This is a genomic window from Streptomyces sp. NPDC051310 (assembly GCF_044455245.1).
Lineage (GTDB): Bacteria > Actinomycetota > Actinomycetes > Streptomycetales > Streptomycetaceae > Streptomyces.
Map to the genome: position 1 here is coordinate 16,941 of NZ_JBITEO010000034.1, position 25,530 is coordinate 42,470.

The window sequence follows — 25,530 nt, forward strand, 5'->3', positions numbered from 1 at the left end:
AACGGACGGCGAAACGCCCGACGGCGGCCGCGCGGTCACCCGTCTGCCGAGTCCTCCGCCGGAGCCACGTCCCGCAACAGATGGGTGAACGCCGCCTCGTCGAGGATCGGCGTCCCGAAGGACTTCGCCTTGATGGTCTTCGACGTTGCCGCGTCCGGGTCGTTGGTGACGAGCAGGCTGGTGAGCCGCGACACACTGGACGCCACATGCAGGCCCGCCTCCACGGCGCGGTCCTCCAGCAGGTCACGGTCGATGGACGTATCACCCGAAAAGGCCACTCGCATGCCCTGCTTGAGCGGCTTGTCCGCTTCGTAGCGTCCGGGGTTGGGGTACGGGCACGGCGGGCGCTTGCGCGAGGGCCGCCAGCTGCCCGGCCGGTACGAGGACGACGTGGCCTGCCGGCCGATGCGCGGGACCGGCGCCGCCGACCACTCGGTGAGCGGCCGGCACTCCAGCAGCGGCAGCCGTACGTCCCGCTCCGCCGCCGTGTGCAGGCTCGGCCGGAACGCCTCCGCCAGCACGCGCGCGTCGTCCAGCGCGTTGTGCGCGCGCCGCTGGACGACACCGAAGTGCGCGGCCAGCGACTCCAGCTTCAGGTTCGGCAGCGGCAGCGCCAGCTCCTTGGCGAGTGCGATGGTGCACAGCCGCTGGCGTACGGGCGCGGTGCACTCCGCGCGGGCGTACTCCCGGGCGATCATCGACCAGTCGAACATCGCGTTGTGCGCGACGAGCACCCGGCCGTCGAGCCGCTGCGAGAACTCGGCGGCGACCTCGGCGAAGAGCGGCGCCCCCTCCAGCACGTCGCTCGTCAGGCCGTGGATCCACACCGGGCCCGGGTCCCGCTCCGGATTGACCAGCGTGTACCAGTGGTCCTCGACGTTGCCCTGCGCGTCGAGCCGGTAGACGGCAGCGGACACTATCCGGTCGTCGCGGGCGAGTCCGGTGGTCTCCACGTCGACGACCGCGTACCCCTGCGGGTAGGCGGCCGGCCACGCTGCTGCTGTCGTACGGTCGTCGAGCATGGTCACTGAGAATAGAGGCCGCCACTGACAACGCCGTCCCCGGCATCCCCCGTCCCGTCGCCGTGTTGACGCCCCGTGCCCCCAAAACCGGTCCCCGTACGGCAGTTGGGGCCGCGTCAGCCGAGCGGGGCGAGCAGGTCCCCGGCCGACGCCTGGTCCAGGCCGCAGCCGTCGACCGCGCCCGGGAGCAGCCGGTAGACCGTTCCCGACGCCCTCTCGGGCGCCACCGCGCCGTCGACCAGCGCCAGCAGCGCCCGCCTCCCGGCCGCCGCCCTCGCCGCGAGCGCCACCGGGTCGTCGTCGCGCCGCCGCGCGTCCGGTGCCCCGTTCGTGCGGATACGCCCGGCATAGGCGCCGAGCGTCTCGCCGAGCCGGCGCGTGAAGTACAACAGCTCGCCATCGCGCACCACCAGGGTCTCCTCCGCGCGGGCCGCCGCGTGCCACACCGCCAGGTCCCACAGGGTCGTACGCCCCGCGGTGAAGTACTGGAACAGGTCCCGGCCGATGCCGCCCAGGGCGGTGCTGTGCCGGGCGACGCTGTGGTAGCCCTCCGCCGGCGGCAGGTGCACGTCCGTCCACAGGAAGGTGCCCCGCTCCAGGTCCACCAGCAGCGGCACGTGGATCCTCGACTCGCCCGCCAGGTCGTAGCGCTGGCGCACCGCCCTCGGGTCGTACCGCGAACTCCTGGCCTCCTTCGAGCCCAGCGCCATGAAACCGGCGAACGCGTCGAGGAGCCGGTCGAAGGGGATGTTGTTGAAGCTGAAGACGATGGGCAGCGCGAACCGCACCCCCGCCGCCGACAGCGCCGGCAGGTCCAGGTCGACGTACTCGGTCGCCCCGTCGGGCGCCGGCGCGGACGTCAGGTCGCCGGAGTGGACCGCCGCCCGGGCGCCGTACACCAGCCTCGTGTAGTCGCACAGGCCGAGGTACGTCCAGTCCGCGTCGTACAGCGCGACCGACAGGTCCAGGTCCACGCGGGTCCCCGGCGGCTCGGTCCAGTGCAGGAACAGGCGCAGCACGTCCCCCTCCGGCAGCGGCTGGGTGCTGCCGCGCGGCACCGACACCAGGGACTTCGCGGCGGCCCCCTCGGCCGAGGGGACGGCCAGCCCGGCGAGGCCCGCGTCCAGCACCGCCAGGCGGAACCGCGACGCACCGGACAGACGGCGCAGCGCCTCCGCCTCCAGCAGCGCGCAGACCCGCGCGGTCAGGGCGCGGGGCAGCGGCGCGCGCGTGTCCTCCGCGGTGTACGCGCGGGTCACCCGACCGCGGGGGAAGAACACCCGCCGCTCGCCCGGCAGGTGACGGGTGCGCAGCCGGCCGAGCGCCGCGAGCAGCGGTCCGGGGCCCGCACTCGGCAGGGCGCGCGCCAGCGCCGCGCTCTCCCCCTGCGACAGCGGCCGGGCTCCGTCCAGGCGCAGCAGGTGGTCCAGGCGGCGCAGCAGCTCTCCCGGGCGCTCGGCGAGCAGCGCCAGGGCCGCCGGCCGGTCCCCGGCGCGCAGGGTCTCCTCGACCCGCGCGCCCCAGGTGTTCGCCCTGATGCGGGTGGAGTCGACCCGCACCGCGTCCGGGTGCTCGGCGGCCGTGCGCAGCAGCGCCGCGCCGAACGAGACGGCCGAGGTGTCGGTGGCCCGCAGCACCGCGAAGGCGAGCGCCGCCTTCGGGTGCCTGCCGTGCTGCTCGAACGGGTGGAGCACTTCGGCCGCGCGCTTCCACAGGCCCGGGTGCCGCAGCACGTCCTCGACGAGCGGAGCGGCGGCCAGACCGTCCAGGACGGTCAGGAGCCGGCGGCGCAGCCCGCGCGGGAGCGACCGGAACCGGCGCGGCTCCAGCAGGTCCGGCGTACCGCCCGACAGCACGGCCAGCAGTCGCAGCACGTCGGTCGCGGTGGTCAGCCGGTCGCCCAGCAGCGGGTGCACGGCCTCCCGGGTGCGCGGGTCGAGCAGCAGCGTGCCCAGGACGAGCGCCTTGGTCTCCCGTACCGGGACGTCGGCGGGCAGCCAGTCGAGCGCGGGCGGCGCGTACGCCAGGAGCACCCCGAGGTCGTCGCGGTCCTGCGGCGGCAGCGGCGTGCGGCGCGCCAGCAGGGCGCGCAGCGCGGTGGCGGCGTCCGCGGCCCGGTCGACGCCCAGATCCAGCAGCCGCAGCGGCCCGCCCGGCGCCCCGGAGGAACCCCGCGGCGCGCTCGCCGCCGGCTTCGCGGGCTCCAGGAACGGGTCCGCCGGGTCGACGCGGCGGTGGCAGACCGGGCAGCCGGAGTAGTCGGCGCCGTCCCAGCACCGGCGGCACACCAGATGCGCGCAGGGCGACACCGGGTGGACGGTGCCGACCGTGCCGCACAGCACGCAGGGCTGGGCGGGCCACTGGAGCAGCACCGTGAAGACCCGGTCCACGAAGAGCCGGTACGTGTCGTCCGGGACGGACGCCGGGAAGCCGCGGAACAGCGGCATGTGCGTGCGGTCCGCGCCCAGTTCCGCGTCGAGCCGGGCGAGCAGCTCCTTGCCCGCGTCCGCGAGACCGGCCGGTCCGAGCCGCGCCAGCGCGGCGCGCAGGCGTGCCGTCGGGGCGAACCCGCGGTCCAGCAGCTCGGCTTCGAGGGCGACGAGGCCCTCGGCGGCCGACGCGTCACCGGGGCGGGGCCCGGCCCCCTCGACGTACACCGTGCGCAGCCGGCGGAGCAGGACGGACGAGACGGACGACAGCACGGACAAACAGATCCCCCTGGGACACCGGACGACCGGAAGAAGTCGGAGGCGGGGACGGAGAGTGGGCGCGCTACGGATTCTGTGGAAGAGAAGAGGAGAAGGAAGCACGCGTACGGAGCCGTCCCCGCGGCACCGACTCTAGGGAACGCCTGTGCGCCGCCGCCACCCGTTTTCCCCCGCCGCGCCCCCGCGGGCCGTTCGCCCCGACACCCGGCCCGGCAGGCGCGGGGCCCACGATGGACGAGTACGTCTCCGTCCCCACGCAACGAGACTCGAGAAAGGAAGCTGGCCGTGGAGAAGCGCGAAATGCGCGAGCAGCCCGAGGAGCTCACCGACCTCCTGGAGGTTCGCGGCCTGACCGGGAGGGTCACCCACGAGGCCGCCGAACAGCTCACGGAACGCGACGCCCTGCGTGCCCACGCGCGCGTGTGGAGGTGGGCATCGACCCCGGCGAACTCACCAACCCCTGGCACGCGGCCGCCGCGAGCTCTCTCGCCTTCACGATCGGCGCGCTGTTCCCGCTTCTCGCGATCGTCCTGCCCTCGGCCCCCCGCGCGCCTGTACGTGACCGTCGTGTCGATCCTCGCGGCCCTCACCTTCACCGGCTGGTCCGGCGCCCGCCCTCGGCGCCGCCCGGCCCGCCCGGCGGCCCTCCGGGTGGTGGGCGGGGGAGCGGTGACGTACTGGGCGGTTCGCTGCTTGGTGCAGCGGGGGTGACCGTCACGTCGTCCTGATGCGGATCTCCACGATGCGTTCGGGCGGAAACAGCTCCGTGCCAACGACCGCCGTGTCATCGGGGATCTCCAAGGTGAGCTGTTCCATGCTCGCCAGGGGGCTCACGTCGAGCGGGGCTCCTGAGGGCGGGCACTGACTGAGAGTGAGCCTGTTCAGGGCCGGCATGTCGCGCAGGGCCCCGAGGCCGGCAGGCAGGTCGCACCGCCAGAGATAGAGCTCCTGGACGTGGCTCAACTCGGTGAGCAGGCTCGGTTCCAGTGGGTTCAGCTCGTACAGGGCCAGCCGCGCCAAGGAGGGGGGCAGCTGCATCTGGGACAGCTGTCGGAGCTGGGCCCGTCCGGCGAGGGAGACGGACCGCAGTCTGGGCCAGCGGTCGAGGCCCTCGAGGCCGACATGGCGGGTCTGCTGATGCAACCCCAGGTGAAGGAGCTGCTGCCCGACCGGCAACTCGGCAAGGCTTTCGATGATGAGGGGCTGGGACAACATGATGCTTTCCAGGCCCGACATGTCGCGCAGGGGCTCCAGGAAGACGTCAGGATGCACGTCGTACAACGACAGGTGCCTCAAGGCCGGTCCGGCCAGCGGGGAGAGATCCCGTACCCCGGCGCAGCGGCTCAGTCCGACCTCTCGTAGACGCGGGAACCGGGCCAGCACCGAGAGATCGGTGAGCGTGCCGTTTTCCAGGATGAACAGCCACTCGGGATTCTCCACCGCGAGGAGAGGGCTGAGATCGGCGTGGTCGCCCGTGATGTGCAGACGACGGGCCGTGGGGACGTGCCGTAGGGCATGCAGTTGCTCATCGCTGTGTGCGTACAGGTACGACGTGTTCCAGGGCACTGCCGCGAGTACCTGCTGGGCGAAGCGTTCGGTCTCAAAGGATCCCCAGGCCTTGGAGACCTGCATCGCAACCAGCACCCTCGTATCGTCGCGGAACCTCGCCACCATCTCGAAGGCGGAATCGCCGCCCACCAGGGCGGCCGTCCGCACCACCGCGCCCGCGCTGAAATCGTCGAGTCCCTCCTCCGGCCCGGGCAGCAGCTCCAGCACCAGCTCGCCCACTTTCGCCAGCTCTTCAGCATCGCTCAGGCTGCGCGGTGGCAAGAGTTCCTGCGTCCGCTCCTGGACCGCCGCCCGGACCTCAGGGTCCAGCTCGGGGGCGTGCTCCAGGCACGCCGCCGCCAGCAGCACCAGCCGGTGCCGGTGGTGCGGCTCGTCGTCCGCCCTGCGCAGCAGGTCGGTCAGCAGCCGCGCCCGCTCGTCCACGCGCGCGTGTCCGACCGCCATCTGCACGACGTCGTCCCACTGGTCATCGTGCGCATGCCGCACCAGCACCCCGAAGTCACGGCTCTCCACCGCCGCCTTCGCCCCCAAGTAGTCCTGAAAGGTCCGGTGCACGAAATTGACGGCGCTCGGCTGGGGCTCCCGCAGCAGGCCGCTTCTGATCAGCAGGTGGGAGAACACCTGCTCGGCCGTGCCCTCCACCTGGGGCATCGCGCCGAGCCAGCCCTTCACCATGTCTGCGGCCTCACCCCGGTCTGCCTCGGTCCGCCCGTTGCGGATGAGCCAGTACGCGAACCGCTGGAGTAGCGCCAGCTGCTCTTCACGCGTGAGGTCGACGCCTTCGACCCCGATGACTTCGCGTTCCGTGTCCCGGCGGACCAACAGCATGTCCAGGGCGGCGTCGTACAGCTCCTTGCGGGCACGGGGCAGTTGCATCCTGCGGTCCCGGTTGAGGGCGCACAGCAGCGCGCACATGAGCGGGTTGGTGGCCAGCCGCCCCAGCGCCCGCCGTGTGCCGACCGCTTGCAGCAACGACTTCTCGTAGGTGTCGAGCTGCGCTCGCTCGGCTTCACCGCCGCACTCGAGGCGTGCCGCCTCGTGCCAGTGCTCGATGAAGGCGCGGATGTCGTCCCGTTCCATGGGCAGCAGGGAGTGGGCGGCGAAGCCGTGCCGGGCCAGCCAGTCCTCGGGCACCGCGGAGGGGCGGGTCGTCACCACGTAACGCGCGTGGGGGAAGGCAGCGATCAGGCTCTTGAGCCAGTCCTGGGTCCGTTTGCGCAGCCGTGCCGGAACCTCGTCCACCCCGTCGACGAGGACAAGAGCCCTGCCCTCGGCCATCAGGTGCTCGACCCATCCTGCGGGCGCTGAGCCGTACAGGGGCACCCCGGCTGCTCGCAGAAAGTCACCGGGGCCGGGCAACGTGTCGGACGAGCCGAAGGTGCGCAGCCGCAGGACGAAGGGGACACACCGGTTCCAGTCGTCGAGTTCCCGGCCGAAGCGGCGGTGGGCGGCGTTCAACGCCAGCCACTGCACGAGTGTGCTCTTCCCCGAACCGGCCGGCCCGCGCAGCAGGATCCGGTAGGCCTCCGCGAGCGCCTGCTCGGCCTTGACCGTGACCTGCCCCATACCGGGCGGACCGAAGCCCTCGTGGTGGATGCCCTCGCCGCTCACCGCCAGCGAGATGTACGCCGTGTCCAGCGGCCACTCGCTCGCCGACCGCCCCAGCGTCAGCCCGAACAGCTCCAGCCGCCCGTGCGTCGCCGCCACGTAGTCGGCGTACCGCTGCTCGAACTCCAGCGCCACCGCGTCCGGGCGGCGGCGGTCCGCGGCGAGGCCCTCGACCAGGGCCTGCGTGCGGCCCGCCGCGCGGGTCTGTTCGACGGCGGCGCGGGCCGGGAACGACGGATGCGCGGTGAGCTGCTCCACCACGTGGGCGCAGCACAGGGACAGCAGCTCCTCGTACAGGTCCGACGCCCGTTCGCCGAGCCCGGCCAGGGCCGAGGGCGAGCGCAGCTCCTCGTGGAGCCGGGCGGGGTCCAGGCCCAGCCGGAAGAGCCGGTCCGCGTCGAGGGCGCCCGCCGCCGCGAAGCTGTCCCGTACGGCGTCGACGGCAGCGAGCCGCTCGTGCTCGGGCAGCGCCGCGTACGACCCGGCCAGCCGCCGGGACAGGACCGTCGCCAGCCGGTCGGGTTTCGCGGGGAGGGGGAGCGGGCGCACGGGCCGGTCCACCAGGCCCGCGCCGGCGCCCGGCCGCGCGGGCAGCAGAGACGTGGCGACCGCGCCCAGTACCGTACCCGCGAGGCGGGCGACCACAAGTTCCATGCCCTGCACGGCTGCTCCCCCCAGGTCGTCGCCCGGGGATGGTACGACGTCCCGCACGACGAAGGTCACGGAACGTCAGGTTGTCGTACCACCGGCGTACGGTGGACGGTCGTATCCGGCCGAAAACCGACGGAGCGAGCGCTGTCGCCGCCGTACCGGAGCCGTGATCAGGACCCGAGCCACTCGGCGCGGTCCGCGCCCCAGCGGCCCGGCGGGCGCGCCCAGTCCGCCGGCGCGCCGTCGTACGCCACCGGGGGCAGCGCGTACCGCAGCCGCCCCATGGGGGTGTCCCGCTCCGTCAGCCACCGGTCCGGGCCGGGGGACCCGGCGGCGTCGTCCGCCGGACCGCGGGTGAGGCCGTGCACCAGCCAGTGCGCGGTCTGCGTCAGGGCCAGGCGGGCGAGCCACGTCCCGCCGTCCCGGTGGCGCTCGGTCAGCGCGCGCAGCAGGGCCGCGGCCAGCAGGTAGCCCGTGCCGTGGTCGAGGGCCTGCGCGGGCAGGGCACCAGGCTCGCCGGCGGAGCCCTCCAGCACGGCGATGCCCGTCGCCGCCTGGACCAGGCTGTCGAAGCCGCGCCGCTCGCCCCAGGGGCCGTAGCGGCCCCACGCGGACAGCTGCCCGACGACCAGGCCGGGGCGGCGCTCGGCCAGCGCCTCGGGGGAGAGCCCGAACCGGTCGAGCGCGCCCGGACGGTAGCCGGTGACCACCACGTCGGCATCCGCCAGCAGCGCGTCGAAGGCGCGGCGGTCCGTGTCGCGCCGGAGGTCCAGGGTCGTGGACCGCTTGCCCAGGCCGGTGTCGTTGTGCGCCTCCTGGCTCTCGGGCAGGTGCGGGGCGTCCACCCGCAGGACGTCGGCGCCGAGCAGGGCCAGCGTCCGGGTGGCGACCGGCCCGGCGAGTACCCGCGTCAGGTCCAGCACGCGCAGGCCGGAGCAGGGCAGCGGCGCGTCGTCCGGGACCCGCCCCGGCGCGTCACCGGTGCGCTCCAGGGTGAGCAGCGGCCGGCGCGGCACCAGGGCGCCCTGCTCGTGCGCCGCCCACTCCCGCGGGCTGCGTACGGCGACGGCCAGACCGCCCGCCGCGTACACGGCGTCCTCCACCTCCCGGGCCGGCCGCCCGGCGACGGCACGGGCCACCTCCTCCGGCCCGGAGCCGTCCGGCAGGCCGAGCGCGGCCAGCAGCCGGGCGCGGTGATGCGGGTAGTTGGCGTGCGTGCGCACCTGCCCGTCGGCGGCGCGCCAGAACCGCGACAGCGGTGCGAAGGCGGTCCATGCCTGCCCGTCGAGGCGGACGAGCCGGTCGCTGCGGAACGCCGCCGCGACCGCCCCGTCGTCCACGCGCACCCTCGGCACCGGCCGCCCGGCGCGTACGGCACCGAGCTCGGCGGCCGCCAGCGAACAGGCCGCGACCGTGGCGCGGGCCAGTTCCATGACGGGCAGCCGCGACGGCAGAGCGCCCCGCGGGCCGACCGGGGAGATCCGGTCGATCAACGAAGTATCGGCACCGAGTGCCACCCAAACCGGGGTGACATCGTCAGGAGTGGGCGAGTTCATCCTCGCACTATGGCACTCGGTGCCACTCCGGGGAAGGGGCTACCGCTTCACGGCGTCCAGGGCGTCGATCATGCCGCGCCCGTAGAAGCCGTTCTTGTGCTCGCCGCCCTCGCAAACGGCGTCGATCTTGCCGTCCTTGTCGATGTCGTACGACTCGGTGCAGGCCATGTCGTCGGCCTGTGCGTAGAGCAGCGCCTTCACCTGGGCCGGCGTGGCCTGCGGGCGGGCGGACTTGATCAGGGCGGCGACACCGGCGGCGTGCGGGGCCGCCATGGACGTACCGCCCTTGTAGTTGTACGTGTGGCCGCCGCGGAACGTCGTCGACAGGATCAGGCCGCTGGTGGCCGGCGCCTCCGGCGCCTGGTACCGCGTGGAGTCACCGCCCGGCGCCGCGACGTCCACGACACCCAGACCGTAGTTCGAGTACGACGCCTTCAGCCGCTGCGCGCCCGTGGCGGAGACCGTCACGACACCCGGCAGCTGCGACGGGATGTCCAGGCAGTCCCGGGTGTTCACCTCGCGCTCGACCGGAGTGGTGTCGTTCGGGCTCGTCCTGTCGGTCAGCGTCTCGGACGCCAGGTCCGTCCGGGCGTTGCCGGCGGCGGCCACGTTGACCACGCCCTTGCGCTCGGCGTACCGGGACGCCCGCGTGACCGCCTCGACGAGCGCCTTCTGGTCCGCGTCGGTCGTGCAGTTGAACAGCCAGGGGTCCGTGTAATAGCTGTTGTTGGTCACGTCGGCGCCGTGCTCCGCCGCCCACACGAAGCCGCAGACGACCGCCTCGGTGTAGTACAGACCGGTGTCGGGCTCGGCCACCTTGAGGCTGGAGACCTTCACCCCCGGGGCCACGCCCGTGACGCCGACGCCGTTCTTCGCCGCGGCGATGGTGCCCGCCACGTGCATGCCGTGGTCGCTCTCGTCCGCCGCCGGCCGCCAGGCGTTGTCCTTCTGCACCGGCACACCGCCCAGGCAGCTCGCCGAGGCCGCCCGGTCGAAGTTCGGCGCGATGTCCGGGTGCGTGTCGTCCACGCCGGAGTCGAGCACGGCGACCGTGACGCCGCGGCTGCCCAGCGTCCGCTGGTGCGCCTTGTCCGCCTTGATGGCGGGCAGGTCCCACTGCAGCGGCTGCAACGGGTCGTCGTCGGCCGGGGAGGCCGCCGCCCGCGCCGCCGCGGCCTGCGCCTCGGAGGCCTTCAGCGGCTGCTCCGCCGAAATGTCGTCACTAATCTGCGCCGCCAGCGGAGCGGTCCGCGTCGCACCGGCCGACGACACGCCCGCCACCCCGCGGATCTCCTCGGCGAAGGCCGGGTTCTGCGCGTGGACGACGATGACGCCGATCTGGTCGTACGCGATGACCACCGTGCCACCGGCCCGGGCTATCGCCTTCTTCACCGACGCGGCGGTCGCGTGGCCGCCCGTCACGTTGACGACGTACGACATCGTGGGGCCGTTCGTGACGGCGGCCGCCGGTGCCGTGCCCGCCGGGGCGGCGGACGCCGCTCCCGCGGGCAGCAGACCGAGCGATGCCGTGAGCGCCAGTCCGGCGGGCAGAGCGAGTACGCGCCCGCGCCTGGATCCCAGATGAGCCATGGGTTCTCCACATCATCCGTGACAGCCGCCCGCACGCCGTGCGCGTACGGGCAGGTACATGACGAGTGAAGCTATCGCCGATCATCTTCGCGCATCAACGGATTGGCGCATCCCGGTGGCCGCGGAGGAAAAAACGGCCGGTGGTGAACCGCTTCGCCCCGCCCTCCGTGACGTTGTCAGGGGGAGGAGCGTCACCGGCCCCCGTCCAGTGAGGATCCCTTGTCCATGCCCAGCTCATCCGCGTCGCGAGGAGTTTTCCGTGGCTACCGATGCACCGCCGCCCCGGGGCGGTACGGACACCAGCCCCGTCCAGCCCACGACAGAGTCGTTCGTCGAGGTGCAGGGAAGCGCTGACTTCGGCGAACTGCGCCGCACGTACCGCTCCTTCGCCTTTCCCCTGACCGTCGCCTTCATCGCCTGGTACCTGCTGTACGTCCTGCTGTCCAACTACGCGGGCGGCTTCATGGGCACCAAGCTGTTCGGCAACATCAACGTGGCCCTCGCCCTGGGCCTCGCCCAGTTCGTCACTACGTTCCTCATCGCCTGGTTCTACTCGCGGCACGCGGCCGAGAAGCTCGACCCGAAGGCGGAAGCCATCAAGTCCCGTATGGAGGCCGACGTATGAGCGCCGCCGACACCATCGACGCCGCCACCCTGCTGGCGGCCGCGTCCGATGCCTCCGAGCACCGCCCGCTGATCATCACCCTGTTCGCCTGCTTCGTCGTCGCCACCCTCTTCATCACCGTCTGGGCCGGCCGGCAGACCAAGAGCGCGGCGGACTTCTACGCGGGCGGCCGCCAGTTCACCGGCTTCCAGAACGGGCTGGCCATCTCCGGCGACTACATGTCCGCCGCGTCCTTCCTCGGCATCGCCGGAGCCATCGCCCTCTTCGGCTACGACGGCTTCCTGTACTCCATCGGCTTCCTGGTCGCCTGGCTGGTCGCCCTGCTCCTCGTGGCCGAGCCGCTGCGCAACTCCGGCCGCTTCACGATGGGCGACGTCCTGGCGTACCGGATGCGCCAGCGCCCGGTACGCACCGCCGCCGGCACGTCCACGATCGTCGTCTCGATCTTCTACCTGCTGGCCCAGATGGCGGGCGCCGGCGTGCTCGTCTCCCTGCTGCTCGGCATCACCTCCGACGGCGGGAAGATCGCGATCGTCGCGCTCGTCGGACTGCTGATGATCGTCTACGTCACCATCGGCGGCATGAAGGGCACCACCTGGGTCCAGATGGTCAAGGCCGTCCTGCTCATCGCGGGCACCCTGCTCATCACCCTGCTGGTGCTGTGGAAGTTCCACTTCAACGTCTCCGACCTGCTCGGCAAGGCCGCCGAGAACAGCGGCAAGGGCGCCGCCTTCCTCGAACCGGGCCTCAAGTACGGCGCCACCGGCACCTCGAAGCTGGACTTCATCTCCCTCGGCATCGCGCTGGTCCTCGGCACCGCCGGCCTGCCGCACATCCTCATCCGCTTCTACACCGTGCCCACCGCCAAGGCGGCCCGTAAGTCCGTCAACTGGGCCATCGGCATCATCGGCGCCTTCTACCTGATGACCATCGCCCTCGGCTTCGGCGCCGCCGCGATCGTCGGCCCCGCCGACATCACCGCCTCCAACAAGGCCGGCAACACCGCCGCACCGCTGCTCGCCCTGCACATCGGCGGAGTCGACTCGGCGGGCGGCGCCATCCTGCTGGCCGTGATCTCCGCGGTCGCCTTCGCCACCATCCTCGCCGTCGTCGCCGGACTGACCCTCGCCTCCTCGTCCTCCTTCGCGCACGACATCTACGCCAACGTGATCCGCAAGGGGCAGGCCACCGAGCAGGAGGAGGTCCGCGCGGCCCGCTGGGCGACCGTCTTCATCGGCATCGTCTCCATCGGGCTCGGCGCGATGGCCCGCGACCTCAACGTCGCCGGCCTCGTCGCGCTCGCCTTCGCGGTGGCCGCCTCCGCCAACCTGCCGACCATCCTCTACAGCCTGTTCTGGAAGCGGTTCACCACCCAGGGCGCGCTGTGGTCCATCTACGGCGGTCTCGTCGCGTCGGTGACGCTGGTGCTCTTCTCCCCGGTGGTCTCCGGCAAGCCCAGCTCGATGTTCCCCGACGCCGACTTCGCCTGGTTCCCGCTGGAGAACCCGGGCCTGATCTCCATCCCGCTCGGCTTCCTGCTCGGCTGGCTCGGCTCGCTGCTCTCCAAGGAGCAGCCCGACAAGGGCAAGTACGCGGAGCTCGAGGTCAAGTCCCTCACCGGTGTCGGAGCGCACTGACCCGCACACCGTACGCAGCGGCGGGAGGGCCGGGTCGTAGATCCCTACGACCCGGCCCTCCCGCTCCTGTGGACAATGGCCCGTGTCGTTGTCGGAGGCGTCGCGTAGTCTCGCTGGTGTACGGATCCCGTCAACACGGGGGAGGGGGCCCAGTGCTCATCGACACCTACGGCCGTGTGGCCACCGACCTGCGGGTCTCGCTCACCGACCGCTGCAATCTGCGGTGCACGTACTGCATGCCCGAAGAGGGCCTGCAGTGGCTTGCCAAGCCCGACCTGCTCACCGACGACGAGATCGTCCGGCTGATCACCATCGCCGTGACCGCCCTCGGCGTCACCGAAGTGCGCTTCACCGGCGGCGAACCGCTTCTGCGCCCCGGCCTGGTGTCCATCGTCGAGCGCTGCGCCGCCCTGGAACCGCGCCCCCGGATGTCGCTCACCACCAACGGCATCGGGCTCAAGCGCACCGCCGGCGCCCTCAAGGCCGTCGGCCTCGACCGGGTCAACGTCTCCCTCGACACCCTGCGGCCCGACGTCTTCAAGACCCTCACGCGCCGCGACCGCCACAAGGACGTCCTGGAGGGCCTGCAGGCCGCCCGCGACGCCGGCCTCACCCCGGTGAAGGTCAACGCCGTGCTGATGCCGGGGCTCAACGAGGACGAGGCCCCCGAGCTGCTGGCCTGGGCCGTCGCCCACGACTACGAACTGCGCTTCATCGAGCAGATGCCGCTCGACGCCCAGCACGGCTGGAAGCGCGACGGGATGATCACCGCTGGTGACATCCTGGAGTCGCTGCGCACCCGCTTCACGCTCACGCCCGAGCCGGACGAGGCGCGCGGCTCCGCGCCCGCCGAGCGCTGGATCGTCGACGGCGGCCCGCACCGGGTGGGCGTCATCGCCTCCGTCACCCGCCCGTTCTGCCGGGCCTGCGACCGCACCCGGCTCACCGCCGACGGACAGGTGCGCACCTGCCTGTTCGCCCGCGAGGAGACGGACCTGCGCGCGGCGCTGCGCTCCGACGCGCCGGACGAGGAGATCGCCCGCATATGGAAGCTCGCCATGTGGGGGAAGAAGGCCGGCTCGGGCCTGGACGACCCGAGCTTCCTGCAGCCCGACCGTCCGATGTCAGCGATCGGAGGCTGAGCCGGCCTCCCACTCGGCGAGGGTCACCACGTCCTTGAGGAAGCCGCGCACCCCCAGGAACTGGGACAGGTGCTCGCGGTGCTCGTCGCAGGCGAGCCAGGTCTTGCGGCGCTCGGGCGTGTGCAGCTTCGGATTGTTCCACGCCAGCACCCAGACGGCCGCCGCCCGGCAGCCCTTGGCGGAACAGATCGGAAGGGTTTCGTCGCTCACCACACGTCCCAGTAAAAGGCCCGAACAAAGGCGACGCCGGGCAGCCACGGGGGGAGCTGCCCGGCGTCGGTCCGTCGCTCCGACGGGGGATGCGGAGCGCCTACGCAGTATGTCACGCGCGCATTGCCGCGGTGCACCGGAACGTCATGATTGATCTGAGCTTTTTTTGAGCTTGTCTGTCCCGTCGCAGGTCAGCGCGGTCCCCGTCGCGCCGGGTGTGTCATCTCTGCTCGTACTGACGCTCCTGTACGGCGTCCGGCACCGGCTGCCGCGCGGTGTCCGCGCCGCCGCCCGCCGGTGGCCGCGACGACTCCAGCGCCGGATGAACGGGAGTCGGCGTGACCGTGAAGGATGCAGGCGCCGGAGGGGCGGTCTCCCGCCCGGCGTTGGCGATCACCACCGCGATGTACGGCAGCACCGCGCCCAGGACGAGCGCCACGATCGCCACGTGCCGCTCGACGTTCCACAGTGTGGCCGCCGCGATCACCGCAAGCGTGCGCACGGACATCGAGATGACGTACCGGCGCTGCCGGCCCCGTACGTCATCCGCCAGACTCTGGCGCGCGCCGGTGATCCGGAAGACCTCGTCCCGACCGTGCTTCCGCATCGCGTTCCACCACCCGACGTCTGTGCCGGACCCTCCCCGGGCCGGACCTGTTTCCACCGTACGCCCGCCGCGCACGGCATTCGAGGCCGGGGAGTCCCTTTCGCCCCCTCGCCAGGGACAGCGGGCACCGGCACGGCCCCGCGTCGGGCCGCCCGACATGCGCCGTACAGCCCAACCCCTCACACTGTCGATGACTGCTCATGTCGATCTGTACCGATCTGTACCGAGGAGGCAGCCATGGGCTGGTTGTGGGCGATCATCGTGGGCCTCGTGCTGGGTCTGCTGGCGAAGGCGATCCTGCCGGGCAAGCAGCACAGTCCCCTGTGGCTGGCCACCATCTTCGGCATCATCGGCGGCATCATCGGCAACGCCCTCGCCAGGGCGTTCGGCATCGAGGCCACGCCGGGCATCGACTGGGGCCGCCACGCCCTCCAAGTGGCGGCGGCGGTCGTCATCGTGGGAGTCGGCGACATGCTCTACATGTCCATGCGCCGCAACAAACAACGCGCCTGACCCGACGGCCCGCCCCGGGTCAGCACACGACGAGGGGCCCGGATACGTCGTACCCGGGCCCCTCGCCCCGACGGGGGCGGTGCCGGCCGCCCGGCCGGTGTGTCAGCCCGCGGCGACCTCGATGGCCGCCAGGTTCTTCTTTCCGCGGCGCAGCACCAGCCAGCGCCCGTGCAGCAGCTCGTCGGCGGCCACCACGGCGTCCTCGGACGTCACCTTGGCGTTGTTCACGTACGCGCCGCCCTCCTTCACCGTGCGGCGGGCCGCCGACTTGCTGGGCGCCAGGCCCACCTCGACGAACAGGTCCACCACCGGGCCCGGCTCGGCCACCCGGGCGTGCGGCAGCTCGGCGAGCGCCGCGGTGAGCGTCGCCTCGTCCAGCTCCGCCAGCTCACCCTGCCCGAACAGCGCCTTCGACGCGGCGATGACCGCCGCGCACTGCTCGGCACCGTGCACCAGTGTCGTCAGCTCCTCCGCCAGCGCACGCTGGGCGGTGCGGGCCTGCGGGCGCTCCTCGGTGACCTTCTCCAGCTCCTCCAGCTCCGTACGGCTGCGGAAGCTGAGGATGCGCATGTACCGCGAGATGTCCCGGTCGTCCACGTTCAGCCAGAACTGGTAGAACGCGTACGGCGTGGTCAGCTCCGGGTCCAGCCAGACGGCGCCGCCTTCGGTCTTGCCGAACTTGGTGCCGTCCGCCTTGGTCATCAGCGGCGTCGCCAGCGCGTGCACCGTGGCGCCCGGCTCCAGCTTGTGGATCAGGTCCAGGCCGGCGGTCAGGTTGCCCCACTGGTCGCTGCCGCCCTGCTGGAGCACACAGCCGTACCGCCGGTACAGCTCCAGGAAGTCCATGCCCTGCAGCAGCTGGTAGCTGAACTCGGTGTAACTGATGCCCTGCTCGGACTCCAGCCGTCGGGCGACCGAGTCCTTCGTCAGCATCTTGTTGACGCGGAAGTGCTTGCCGATGTCGCGCAGGAACTCGATCGCGCTCATGCCCGCGGTCCAGTCCAGGTTGTTCACCATCAGCGCCGCGTTCTCGCCCTCGAAGGACAGGAACGGCTCGATCTGGGCCCGCAGCCGCGTCACCCACTGCGCGACGGTCTCCGGATCGTTCAGCGTGCGCTCCGCGGTCGGCCGCGGGTCACCGATCTGCCCCGTGGCGCCGCCCACCAGCGCCAGCGGCCGGTGCCCGGCCTGCTGGAGCCGGCGGACGGTGAGCACCTGCACCAGGTGCCCGACGTGGAGACTCGGCGCGGTCGGGTCGAAGCCGCAATAGAACGTGATCGGACCGTCCGCGAGCGCCTTGCGCAGGGCGTCCTCGTCCGTGGACTGGGCGAACAGCCCGCGCCACTTCAGCTCGTCGACGATGTCCGTCACGATCTCGTGTCTCCTTGAACGGTCGGTTTCGGTCGGTTGTGCCGGGTCAGTCTATGGGCGTCACACGCCCTGGCTGACCGAACTCATGTTGAAATCCGGCACCCGCAGCGGCGGCATCGCGGCCCTCGTGAACCAGTCGCTCCACTCGCGCGGCAGCGTCTTCTCCGTACGGCCCGCCTCCGTCGCCCGGGACAGCAGGTCCACCGGCGACTCGTTGAAGCGGAAGTTGTTCACCTCCCCGACCACCTCGCCGCCCTCGACCAGGTACACGCCGTCCCGCGTCAGCCCGGTCAGCAGCAGCGTCGCCGGGTCCACCTCGCGGATGTACCACAGGCAGGTCAGCAGCAGCCCGCGTTCGGTCGAGGCGACCATCTCCTCCAGCGACCGCTCGCCACCGCCGTCCAGGATCAGGTTGCCGATGGCCGGGGCCACCGGCAGCCGGGTGAGTCCCGCGCTGTGCCGCGTGGTGACCAGCCGCTCCAGGCGCCCGTCCCGCATCCAGTCCGTGGCCGACAGCGGCAGCCCGTTGTCGAACACCGACGAATCGTCCCCCGAGCTGTGCGCGATCACGAACGGCGCGGACTCCAGACCCGGCTCGTTCGGGTCGCTGCGCAGCGTCAGCGGCAGCGGGGAGAGCGTCTCGCCGACGCGCGTGCCGCCGCCCGGCTTGGAGAAGACGGTGCGGCCCTCCGCCGCGTCCCGCCCGGCCGACGACCACAGCTGGTAGATGGCCAGGTCGGCCACGGCGGTCGGCGGCAGCAGCGTCTCGTACCGCCCCGCAGGCAGCTCGATCCGGCGCTCCGCCCAGCCCAGCCGCCGCCCCAGCTCCGCGTCCAGCGCCGTCGGGTCCACGTCCTTGAAGTCCCGCGTCGAGCGGCCCGCCCACGCCGAACGCGTCCGGTCCGGCGACTTGGCGTTGAGCTCCAGCGTCCCGGAGGGCTGGTCGTGCCGCAGCCGCAGCCCGGCCGACGTGCCCAGGTACGTCGAGGTCAGCTCGTGGTGGGCGAACCCGTACAGCTCCCGGCCGCCGGCCCGGGCCCGGGCGAACGCCTCGCCGAGCGCGGGCGCGAAGTCCGCGAAGACCGAGGACGACGTCTCGACGGGCGCGTCCGTGAAGTCGGGCGACGCCGCCACGCCCTCGACCAGCGGCTGGGCGTCCTCGGCCGGACCGGCGGCCCGCGCCGCGGCCTCGGCCGCCCGCACCAGCGGCTCCAGCTCGTCGGCGGTGACCGCCGAGCGGGACACCACCCCGGAGGCCGTGCCCTGCGCGCCGTCGACGGTGGCGATCACCGTGAGCGTCCGGCCACGGGTGACGCCGTTCGTCGTCAGCGCGTTGCCGGCCCACCGCAGGTTGGCGGAGGACTGCTCGTCCGCGATGACGACGCACCCGTCCGCGCGCGACAGCTCCAGGGCGCGCTCGACGATCTCGTACGGCTTGCTGACGGCGCTCATCGGCCGGCCTCCTGCGTGGTGTCGAGACTGTGCTGGCCCGGGGGGCGACCCCCGGACCCCCGGCGAAGGGCGTGGTGGGCGCTCATCGGCCGGCCTCCTGCGTGGTGTTGAGGATGTTCACGCCCCGGAACAGGGCCGACGGGCAGCCGTGCGAGACCGCCGCGATCTGGCCCGGCTGGGCCTTGCCGCAGTTGAAGGCACCGCCCAGGACGTACGTCTGGGGGCCGCCGACCTTCTCCATCGAGCCCCAGAAGTCCGTCGTCGTCGCCTGGTACGCGACGTCCCGCAGCTGGCCGGCCAGCCGCCCGTTCTCGATGCGGAAGAAGCGCTGCCCGGTGAACTGGAAGTTGTAGCGCTGCATGTCGATGGACCACGACCGGTCGCCGACCACGTAGATCCCGCGCTCCACCCCGCCGATCAGATCCTCCGTCGACAGGCCCCCCGGCTCCGGCTGGAGCGACACGTTCGCCATGCGCTGCACCGGCACGTGGGCCGGCGAGTCGGCGAAGGCGCAGCCGTTCGACCGGCCGAGGCCCGTCAGCCGGGCGATCCGGCGGTCCAGCTGGTAGCCGACCAGGATGCCGTCCTTCACCAGGTCCCAGCGCTGCGCCTCGACGCCCTCGTCGTCGTACCCGATGGTCGCCAGCCCGTGCTCGGCGGTCCGGTCACCCGTCACGTTCATCAGCGGGGAGCCGTACACCAGCTTGCCGAGCTGGTCGAAGGTGGCGAAGGACGTGCCCGCGTAGGCCGCCTCGTAGCCGAGCGCCCGGTCCAGCTCCGTGGCGTGGCCGATCGACTCGTGGATCGTCAGCCACAGGTTGGACGGGTCCACGACCAGGTCGTACGTCCCCGCCTGCACGCTCGGGGCCCGCATCTTCTCGGCGAGCAGCTCCGGGATCTGCTCCAGCTCCGCGTCCCAGTCCCAGCCGGTGCCGGTCAGGTACTCCCAGCCGCGCCCCGCCGGGGGCGCGATCGTCCGCATGGAGTCGAACTCGCCCGTCGACCCGTCCACGGCGACCGCCGTCAGCTGCGGGTGCAGCCGTACCCGCTGCTGCGTCGTGACGGTGCCGGCCGTGTCCGCGTAGAACTTGTTCTCGTGGACGGTCAGCAGCGACGCGTCCACGTGCGCCACCCCGTCCGCGCGCAGCAGCCGCGCGCTCCACTCGGCCAGCAGCCCGCTCTTGTCGGCGTCCGGCACGGTGAAGGGGTCGATCTCGTACGACGAGACCCACGTCCGGTCCGCGTGCACCGGCTCGTCGGCGAGCTCCACGTGCTCGGCCGACCCCGCCGCCGCGATCACCTGCGCCGACAGCTTCGCCATGGCCACTGCCTGCGAGGCGACCCTGGCCGCCGCGTCCATGGTCAGGTCGACCCCGGAGGCGAACCCCCAGGCCCCGCCGTGCACCACCCGCACCGCATACCCGAGGTCCGTGGTGTCCGACGACCCGGCGGGTTTGGCGTCCCGCAAGCGCCACGAGGCACTGCGGACGCGCTCGAGGCGGAAGTCGGCGTGCTCGGCGCCGAGCGCCCGGGCCCGCGCGAGCGCCGCGTCGGCGAGTGCCCGCAGCGGCAGCGCCGTGAAGGCTTCGTCGATGGAATGAGGCACGAATGTCTCCTGTCGTATGAGACCGGTCGTCCCCGATCATGTCGCGCCGCGCGCCTCGCTGCCCAGTGCTTTCCGGGGCGCTTTCTGTAGGGACCCGACAGTGACACTCGTACGCCACTGTCAGGGGTCGATTCCCTGTCCCGAGGACCGGACCGATAGGTTTTCGGTGAACCACACCGTGCAAGGGAAAGGGTGATCTGTTGAGCCGCTCGGTTCTTGTCACCGGAGGAAACCGGGGCATCGGCCTCGCCATCGCCCGCGCTTTCGTCGACGCCGGCGACAAGGTCGCGATCACGTACCGCTCCGGCGACCCGGAAGAGCTCGCCAAGGAGGGCTTCCTCGCCGTCCGGTGCGACATCACCGACTCCGAGCAGGTGGAGCAGGCCTACAAGGAGATCGAGGAGAAGCACGGTCCGGTGGAGGTGCTGGTGGCCAACGCCGGTGTCACCAAGGACCAGTTGCTGATGCGTATGTCGGAGGACGACTTCACCTCCGTCCTCGACACCAACCTCACCGGGACCTTCCGCGTGGTCAAGCGCGCCAACCGCGGCATGCTGCGGGCCAAGAAGGGCCGCGTCGTCCTGATCTCCTCCGTGGTGGGGCTGCTCGGCTCCGCGGGGCAGGCGAACTACGCCGCCTCCAAGGCCGCGCTGGTCGGTTTCGCGCGCTCGCTCGCCCGTGAGCTGGGCTCGCGCAACATCACGTTCAACGTCGTCGCGCCGGGCTTCGTCGACACGGACATGACCAAGGTGCTGACCGACGACCAGCGCAAGGGCATCGTCGCCCAGGTGCCGCTCGGCCGCTACGCGCAGCCCCAGGAGATCGCCGCCGCGGTGCGGTTCCTCGCGTCGGACGACGCCTCGTACATCACTGGAGCCGTCATCCCGGTTGACGGCGGATTGGGCATGGGTCACTGAGTCACATGAGCGGAATCCTCGAGGGCAAGCGCGTCCTGATCACCGGAGTGCTGATGGAGTCCTCCATCGCGTTCCACACCGCCAAGGTGGCCCAGGAGCAGGGCGCCGAAGTCATCCTGACGGCCTTCCCGCGGCCCACCCTGACCGAGCGCATCGCGAAGAAGCTGCCCCGCCCTGCCAAGGTCATCGAGCTCGACGTCACCAACGACGAGCACCTCGGCCGCCTCGCCGACGTCGTCGGCGAGGAGCTCGGCGGCCTCGACGGCGTCGTGCACTCCATCGGCTTCGCGCCGCAGGACGCGCTCGGCGGCAACTTCCTCAACACGCCGTTCGAGTCCGTCTCGACCGCGATGCACGTCTCCGCCTTCTCGCTGAAGTCGCTGACCATGGCCTGCCTGCCGCTGATGCAGAACGGCGGCTCGGTCGTCGGCCTGACCTTCGACGCGCAGTTCGCCTGGCCGCAGTACGACTGGATGGGCCCGGCCAAGGCGGCCCTGGAGGCCACCAGCCGCTACCTCGCCCGGGACCTCGGCAAGCAGAACATCCGCTGCAACCTGATCTCGGCCGGCCCGATCGGCTCGATGGCCGCCAAGTCCATCCCGGGCTTCGGCGAGCTGGCGAAGGTCTGGGACGAGCGCTCCCCGCTCGAGTGGGACATGGCCGACCCGGAGCCGGCCGGCCGCGGTGTCGTGGCGCTGCTGTCCGACTTCTTCCCGAAGACCACGGGCGAGATCGTCCACGTCGACGGCGGCGTGCACATCATGGGCGCCTGAGCCCGTACGCAGCCCGTACGACTCCGTGCGCACCGCCCGCGGAGTCGTACGCACCGAGGGCCGCGCGCCCGTCCCCGGACGGCCGTGCGGCCCTCGGGCGTCTCCTCGAGTCGAAGAGTTGCCGTGATCACGGCACACTGGGCAGAACGGACATTCGCGTCCGTCGCTCGGGGAGATCGGGGAGGAGGTGTGGCTGTGCGGAGCGACCACCTGGCCCTGGGGGCGGCATCGGCCCTCCTGTGCGGGCTCGCCGTCGGCACCCAGGCACATGCCGACGATCATGACCGGTACACCGCCTCGTGCCGTACGTCGGTCGAGGGCTCCCTCGTCACGGCGTACTGCCACAACCCCTACCCCCACACGGACCGGGTCCGCCTGCACGTTGAGTGCGACCGTTGGTGGGACATCGACTCCGACAGCGCGCCCGTCGAGGTGGTCCCCACCGCCTACGCCGAGCTGACCGAGCGGTGCTGGAAAGAGGTACGCGCCGCCTGGATCACTCACGAGCCGGTACGGGACTGACGCAGGCACATGAACGGATAGCCGGCCGCCTCGGAGGCCGCCGCGTCCGCGTCCCTTGAGCGGATGGCCTCCACCAGCCGCGCGTGGTCCATGTGGTACTCCGGGCGCAGCTCCTGGCCCACGTCCTCGCGCAGCCAGTCCCGCACGAGGTGGCCCAGGTCGGCGTAGAGCTCGGCCATCACCTCGTTGTGCGAGGCCGCCACCACCGCCAGGTGGAAGGCCGAGTCCGCCGTGACGAACCGCTCGGCGTCACCGGCCTCCCACGCCTCCTCGCGGCGCGCCAGCAGCGCGTCCAGCTGCTTCATGTCCCGGTCGGTGCGGCGCCCGGCGGCCAGGCGCGCGGCGGACGACTCCAGCGTGGCGCGCAGCTCGGCGATGTGCCGCGGGTCGGCCCCGGAGAAGCGGCGGTGCATCACGCCCGCGAGCTCGCTGGTCGCCACGACGTAGGTGCCCGAACCCTGGCGGATGTCGAGGAGCCCGTTGTGCGCGAGCGCGCGCACCGCCTCGCGGATGGTGTTGCGGGCCACGCCCAGCTGCTCCACCAGCTCCGGCTCGGTGGGGATGCGGGAGCCGACCGGCCACTCGCCCGAGGTGATCTGGTTCCGCAGCTCGGCGATCACCTGGTCGGAGAGCCCGGATCGGCGGGGAGAGCTGAGAGCCATGGTGCTCCTTGTCTGGGGGCTGTCCCGCAGATTATCGATGAGGCGCGCGAGCGCGGGAGCGCGCCGGTGGCCCGCTCGGCGGTGTGACCGTGGGCGGGACCGTCCGGCTCGCGATTGGACACCCAATCATCCCATGATTCTATGATGGCCTCATGTCCCGCGAGCCGCAGACCCCTACGTCCACCCGGATACCCCCGCAGCCCGGCAGCACCACGGACCGGGGCCGCACCCGCGTGCCCGCGGCCGTTCCCGGTCCCACGGGCCGCGCCGCCCGCCCGGACGGCGCTCCCGGGGCCCCCTGGCTCGCCCGGCTCCTTGTCGCCGGGCTCGTCCTGGCGGCGCTCAACCTCCGCCCGGCCATCACCAGCCTCGGCGCGCTCCTCGAAGAGGTACGGGCCGGGCTCCACATGAGCGGCAGCGTGGCCGGGCTGCTCACCTCCGTCCCGCCCCTGTGCTTCGCCGTCTTCGGCATCACCGCGCCCCGCCTCGCCCGCCGCTTCGGCCCCGCCACGGTCGTGTTCGCCGGCATGGCCGCCATCACGGCGGGCCTGGCCCTGCGGCCCTTCACCGGCGGCACCTACGCCTTCCTCGCCGCCAGCGCGCTCGCCCTGATGGGCATCGCCGTGAGCAACGTGCTCATGCCGGTGATCGTCAAGCGGTACTTCCCCGACCGCGTCGGCACCATGACCGGCCTGTACTCGATGGCCCTGGCGCTGGGCACCTCCGTCGCGGCCGCCGCGACCGTGCCCCTGACCGACGCGCTCGGCGGGAGCTGGCGCACCGGCCTGGGCGTGTGGGCGGTCCTCGCCGCGCTCGCCGTACTGGCCTGGCTGCCGCTGGTACGCGGCCGGGCGCGCGCCACCGCCACGGCGGCGGACCGGCCGGCCGGTCCCGGGGCGGCCGGCAGCGGCAGCAGCAGCGGCGGCGAGGCACCGGCGCTGCGGATCACGCGCAGCCGGACCGCCTGGGCACTGGGCTGCTTCTTCGGGCTCCAGGCCACGGGTGCGTACATCACCATGGGCTGGATGCCGCAGATCTTCCGCGACGCCGGTGTCTCCGCCGGCACCGCCGGGGTGCTGCTCGCCGTGACCATGGTGATGGGCGTGCCGCTCGCCTTCGTCATCCCCCGGCTCGCCACCCGGATGAGGAACCAGGGCCCGATCGTCGTCGCCCTCGCCCTCTGCGGCCTGAGCGGTTACGCCGGCCTCTTCTTCGCCCCGGCGCAGGGGGCCTGGCTCTGGGCGCTGCTCCTGGGCGTCTCCAACTGCGCCTTCCCGCTCGCGCTCACCATGATCGGCATGCGTTCGCGCAGCAGCGGCGGCGTCGTACGGCTCTCCGCCTTCGCGCAGAGCGTCGGCTACCTCATCTCGATCCCTGGCCCGACGCTGGTCGGCGCGCTGTACCAGCACAGCGGCGGCTGGGGGACCCCGCTGGCGCTGATGGCGGGCCTGATGGTGCCGCAGATGATCGTCGGCATCCTCGCCGGACGGGACCGGACGATCGAGGACGAGGTATGAGATGCGAGACTGGGGGACATGCAACCTGTGCTCGACCCGAACCCGCAGAACGGCCAGAAGAAGCTCCTCATCGTGGTGGGCTCGATGCTGGCGATCGGCGTGATCATCGGCATCATCGCCTCGATCGCCTCACCGTGAGTGCTTGAGCGTCCGGCTGCCGGAGCGCCTGTGTGCCTGAGCGCTTGAGTGCCTGAGTGCGGAGTACGTCGTGAAGTGCCGGATGCCCGGGCCGTGAAGCCGCCCTGAGCGCTCGGGTCCCCGCGCGGGGCCGCATCCCCTAGGGGGTGAGCGTCAGGGTGAAGTGGGTGGATCACCGGATGGGCCCGGGGTCCCGGGATGCGTACCGTCGAGCCAGACGGTACGACCCTCGAACCCTTCGGCACCCAGGAACCCACGGAGGCGGCCATGTCGGCCCCCACGCACCCCCGGCACCATGTCACCGGCCGCGTCGACACCCGCCTGCCCTGGTGGGCCCTCGCCCTGCCGGTGCTCGCCTTCGCGCTCCTGCTCGCCCTGCTCACCGGGGGCGGTGAGGCGCGTGCGGCCGGCGGGGAACCGGCGGCCGGACGGATACTCGAACGCATCCAGCAGACGCTCTCCCTCTGAGGCCGGAGCTGCCCAACACCCTGCGCCCCGTGGCGCGTTTCATGCGAAGCTGGGGCCATGAGCGTCGATACACCCCGCAGGATCGTGCTACTCCGGCATGCGAAGGCCGACTGGCCCCAGGTGTCGGACCACGAGCGGCCGCTCGCCGACCGAGGACGCAAGGACGCGCCCGTGGCCGGCCGCAGGCTCGCCGAGACCGGCATCACCTTCGATCTGGCCCTGTGCTCGACCGCGGTCCGGACCCGCGAGACGTGGAAACTGGCCGTGCACGAGCTCCCTCAGCGGCCCAGGACCGTGTACGAGGAGCGGCTGTACGAAGCCTCGCTCGGTGATCTCATCGCGCTGCTCAACGAGACCTCCGACGACGTGAACGACCTTCTCGTCATCGGCCACAACCCCGGGATGCACGCCCTCGCCGACGCCCTCGCGGGGCGGGCGGAGGGTGACACGCTCGCCCGGATGAGCCGGGGGGGCTTCCCGACCTCCGCGTTCGCCGTGGTGGAGTTCACCGGCTCGTGGAAGTCGGTGGAGCACGGGGTCGGCACGCTGACCGCCTACTGGGCGCCGCACGAGTGAAGCGGCGCTGCCCGTGACGACAGGGCCCGGACGCCGCCTCGGTGTCCGGGCCCTTCTTCCGTCCGGGCCCTTCTATTGTCCGGCCGTCGG

Annotated in this window: 22 protein-coding genes and 1 pseudogene; 12 read left to right on the top strand and 11 right to left on the bottom strand. The window is 72.2% G+C overall.

The window, feature by feature from the left end; genetic code table 11:
• Positions 1-35: 35 nt before the first annotated feature.
• Together ACIA79_RS32075 and ACIA79_RS32080 are read right to left on the bottom strand one after the other, a co-directional pair.
• Positions 36-1,028, bottom strand: a complete 993-nt coding sequence (locus ACIA79_RS32075; protein ID WP_399431933.1) for a DEDDh family exonuclease — start codon at positions 1,026-1,028, stop codon at positions 36-38.
• A 110-nt stretch (positions 1,029-1,138) separates the two neighbouring features.
• Positions 1,139-3,721, bottom strand: coding sequence for an MXAN_6230/SCO0854 family RING domain-containing protein (locus tag ACIA79_RS32080; protein ID WP_399431967.1), 2,583 nt, complete (start codon positions 3,719-3,721; stop codon positions 1,139-1,141).
• A gap of 245 nt (positions 3,722-3,966) precedes the next feature.
• On the opposite strand from ACIA79_RS32080, the pseudogene ACIA79_RS32085 reads away from it, so the two are divergent.
• A pseudogene (locus ACIA79_RS32085) lies at positions 3,967-4,458 on the top strand (VIT1/CCC1 transporter family protein); the annotation flags it as partial.
• Here the strand turns inward: ACIA79_RS32085 and ACIA79_RS32090 are convergent.
• The 3 genes from ACIA79_RS32090 to ACIA79_RS32100 form a co-directional block, all read right to left on the bottom strand.
• Positions 4,445-7,561, bottom strand: coding sequence for an NACHT domain-containing protein (locus tag ACIA79_RS32090; protein ID WP_399431968.1), 3,117 nt, complete (start codon positions 7,559-7,561; stop codon positions 4,445-4,447). The pseudogene ACIA79_RS32085 and the gene ACIA79_RS32090 overlap by 14 nt on opposite strands.
• Positions 7,562-7,728: 167 nt before the next feature.
• Positions 7,729-9,114 (bottom strand): CoA transferase, encoded by a 1,386-nt coding sequence (locus ACIA79_RS32095; RefSeq protein WP_399431934.1) that lies wholly within the window; start codon positions 9,112-9,114, stop codon positions 7,729-7,731.
• Between the two features lie 39 nt (positions 9,115-9,153).
• Positions 9,154-10,704 carry a S8 family serine peptidase gene (locus tag ACIA79_RS32100; protein WP_399431935.1) on the bottom strand — a complete coding sequence of 517 codons (1,551 nt, stop codon included), beginning with the start codon at positions 10,702-10,704 and terminating at the stop codon, positions 9,154-9,156.
• A 259-nt stretch (positions 10,705-10,963) separates the two neighbouring features.
• On the opposite strand from ACIA79_RS32100, the gene ACIA79_RS32105 reads away from it, so the two are divergent.
• From ACIA79_RS32105 to moaA, 3 genes are all read left to right on the top strand, one after another.
• Entirely contained in the window at positions 10,964-11,329 is a 366-nt protein-coding gene (locus tag ACIA79_RS32105; protein ID WP_399431936.1) for a DUF485 domain-containing protein, read from the top strand.
• The gene (locus ACIA79_RS32110) at positions 11,326-12,966 is read left to right on the top strand and encodes a cation acetate symporter (protein ID WP_399431937.1); all 1,641 of its coding nucleotides are present in this window, start codon (positions 11,326-11,328) and stop codon (positions 12,964-12,966) included. Before ACIA79_RS32105 ends, ACIA79_RS32110 begins: the two co-directional genes overlap by 4 nt.
• Positions 12,967-13,118: 152 nt before the next feature.
• Positions 13,119-14,108, top strand: coding sequence for a GTP 3',8-cyclase MoaA (gene moaA / locus ACIA79_RS32115; RefSeq protein WP_399431938.1), 990 nt, complete (start codon positions 13,119-13,121; stop codon positions 14,106-14,108).
• On the opposite strand, the gene ACIA79_RS32120 is transcribed toward moaA, so the two are convergent.
• Together ACIA79_RS32120 and ACIA79_RS32125 are read right to left on the bottom strand one after the other, a co-directional pair.
• Positions 14,091-14,318 carry a hypothetical protein gene (locus tag ACIA79_RS32120; RefSeq protein WP_399431969.1) on the bottom strand — a complete coding sequence of 76 codons (228 nt, stop codon included), beginning with the start codon at positions 14,316-14,318 and terminating at the stop codon, positions 14,091-14,093. The genes moaA and ACIA79_RS32120 overlap by 18 nt on opposite strands.
• A gap of 220 nt (positions 14,319-14,538) precedes the next feature.
• A complete protein-coding gene (locus tag ACIA79_RS32125; RefSeq protein WP_399431939.1) occupies positions 14,539-14,925 on the bottom strand; it encodes a DUF3099 domain-containing protein in 387 nt (128 codons plus the stop codon).
• 237 nt (positions 14,926-15,162) lie between these two features.
• On the opposite strand from ACIA79_RS32125, the gene ACIA79_RS32130 reads away from it, so the two are divergent.
• On the top strand, positions 15,163-15,438 hold the full coding sequence (locus ACIA79_RS32130) for a GlsB/YeaQ/YmgE family stress response membrane protein (RefSeq protein ID WP_399431940.1): 276 nt from the start codon (positions 15,163-15,165) through the stop codon (positions 15,436-15,438).
• Between the two features lie 102 nt (positions 15,439-15,540).
• Here ACIA79_RS32130 and tyrS read toward each other — a convergent pair whose 3' ends face one another.
• The 3 genes from tyrS to ACIA79_RS32145 all read right to left on the bottom strand — a co-directional run bounded on the left by tyrS (position 15,541) and on the right by ACIA79_RS32145 (position 19,867).
• The gene (tyrS, locus tag ACIA79_RS32135) at positions 15,541-16,809 is read right to left on the bottom strand and encodes a tyrosine--tRNA ligase (protein ID WP_399431941.1); all 1,269 of its coding nucleotides are present in this window, start codon (positions 16,807-16,809) and stop codon (positions 15,541-15,543) included.
• 60 nt (positions 16,810-16,869) lie between these two features.
• Positions 16,870-18,261, bottom strand: a complete 1,392-nt coding sequence (locus ACIA79_RS32140; RefSeq protein WP_399431942.1) for a metallopeptidase TldD-related protein — start codon at positions 18,259-18,261, stop codon at positions 16,870-16,872.
• Between the two features lie 82 nt (positions 18,262-18,343).
• Positions 18,344-19,867 carry a TldD/PmbA family protein gene (locus ACIA79_RS32145; RefSeq protein WP_399431943.1) on the bottom strand — a complete coding sequence of 508 codons (1,524 nt, stop codon included), beginning with the start codon at positions 19,865-19,867 and terminating at the stop codon, positions 18,344-18,346.
• Between the two features lie 200 nt (positions 19,868-20,067).
• Between ACIA79_RS32145 and fabG the strand changes: the two genes are divergently transcribed.
• The 3 genes from fabG to ACIA79_RS32160 all read left to right on the top strand — a co-directional run bounded on the left by fabG (position 20,068) and on the right by ACIA79_RS32160 (position 22,079).
• Entirely contained in the window at positions 20,068-20,784 is a 717-nt protein-coding gene (gene fabG, locus ACIA79_RS32150) for a 3-oxoacyl-[acyl-carrier-protein] reductase (protein WP_031072440.1), read from the top strand.
• Between the two features lie 5 nt (positions 20,785-20,789).
• Positions 20,790-21,557 (top strand): enoyl-ACP reductase FabI, encoded by a 768-nt coding sequence (gene fabI / locus ACIA79_RS32155; RefSeq protein ID WP_399431944.1) that lies wholly within the window; start codon positions 20,790-20,792, stop codon positions 21,555-21,557.
• A 237-nt stretch (positions 21,558-21,794) separates the two neighbouring features.
• A complete protein-coding gene (locus tag ACIA79_RS32160) occupies positions 21,795-22,079 on the top strand; it encodes a hypothetical protein (protein ID WP_399431971.1) in 285 nt (94 codons plus the stop codon).
• Here the strand turns inward: ACIA79_RS32160 and ACIA79_RS32165 are convergent.
• Positions 22,058-22,741, bottom strand: a complete 684-nt coding sequence (locus tag ACIA79_RS32165) for a FadR/GntR family transcriptional regulator (RefSeq protein WP_399431945.1) — start codon at positions 22,739-22,741, stop codon at positions 22,058-22,060. The genes ACIA79_RS32160 and ACIA79_RS32165 overlap by 22 nt on opposite strands.
• Positions 22,742-22,893: 152 nt before the next feature.
• Here ACIA79_RS32165 and ACIA79_RS32170 point away from each other — a divergent pair, with 152 nt between their 5' ends.
• The 4 genes from ACIA79_RS32170 to ACIA79_RS32185 all read left to right on the top strand — a co-directional run bounded on the left by ACIA79_RS32170 (position 22,894) and on the right by ACIA79_RS32185 (position 25,440).
• The gene (locus tag ACIA79_RS32170) at positions 22,894-24,258 is read left to right on the top strand and encodes a CynX/NimT family MFS transporter (RefSeq protein WP_399431946.1); all 1,365 of its coding nucleotides are present in this window, start codon (positions 22,894-22,896) and stop codon (positions 24,256-24,258) included.
• A gap of 18 nt (positions 24,259-24,276) precedes the next feature.
• Complete coding sequence (locus tag ACIA79_RS32175; protein ID WP_107064446.1) at positions 24,277-24,396, top strand: SGM_5486 family transporter-associated protein; 120 nt, start codon at positions 24,277-24,279, stop codon at positions 24,394-24,396.
• Positions 24,397-24,663: 267 nt separating this feature from the next.
• Complete coding sequence (locus ACIA79_RS32180; RefSeq protein ID WP_399431947.1) at positions 24,664-24,864, top strand: hypothetical protein; 201 nt, start codon at positions 24,664-24,666, stop codon at positions 24,862-24,864.
• Positions 24,865-24,921: 57 nt separating this feature from the next.
• A complete protein-coding gene (locus tag ACIA79_RS32185) occupies positions 24,922-25,440 on the top strand; it encodes a SixA phosphatase family protein (protein ID WP_399431948.1) in 519 nt (172 codons plus the stop codon).
• Positions 25,441-25,530 lie beyond the last annotated feature (90 nt).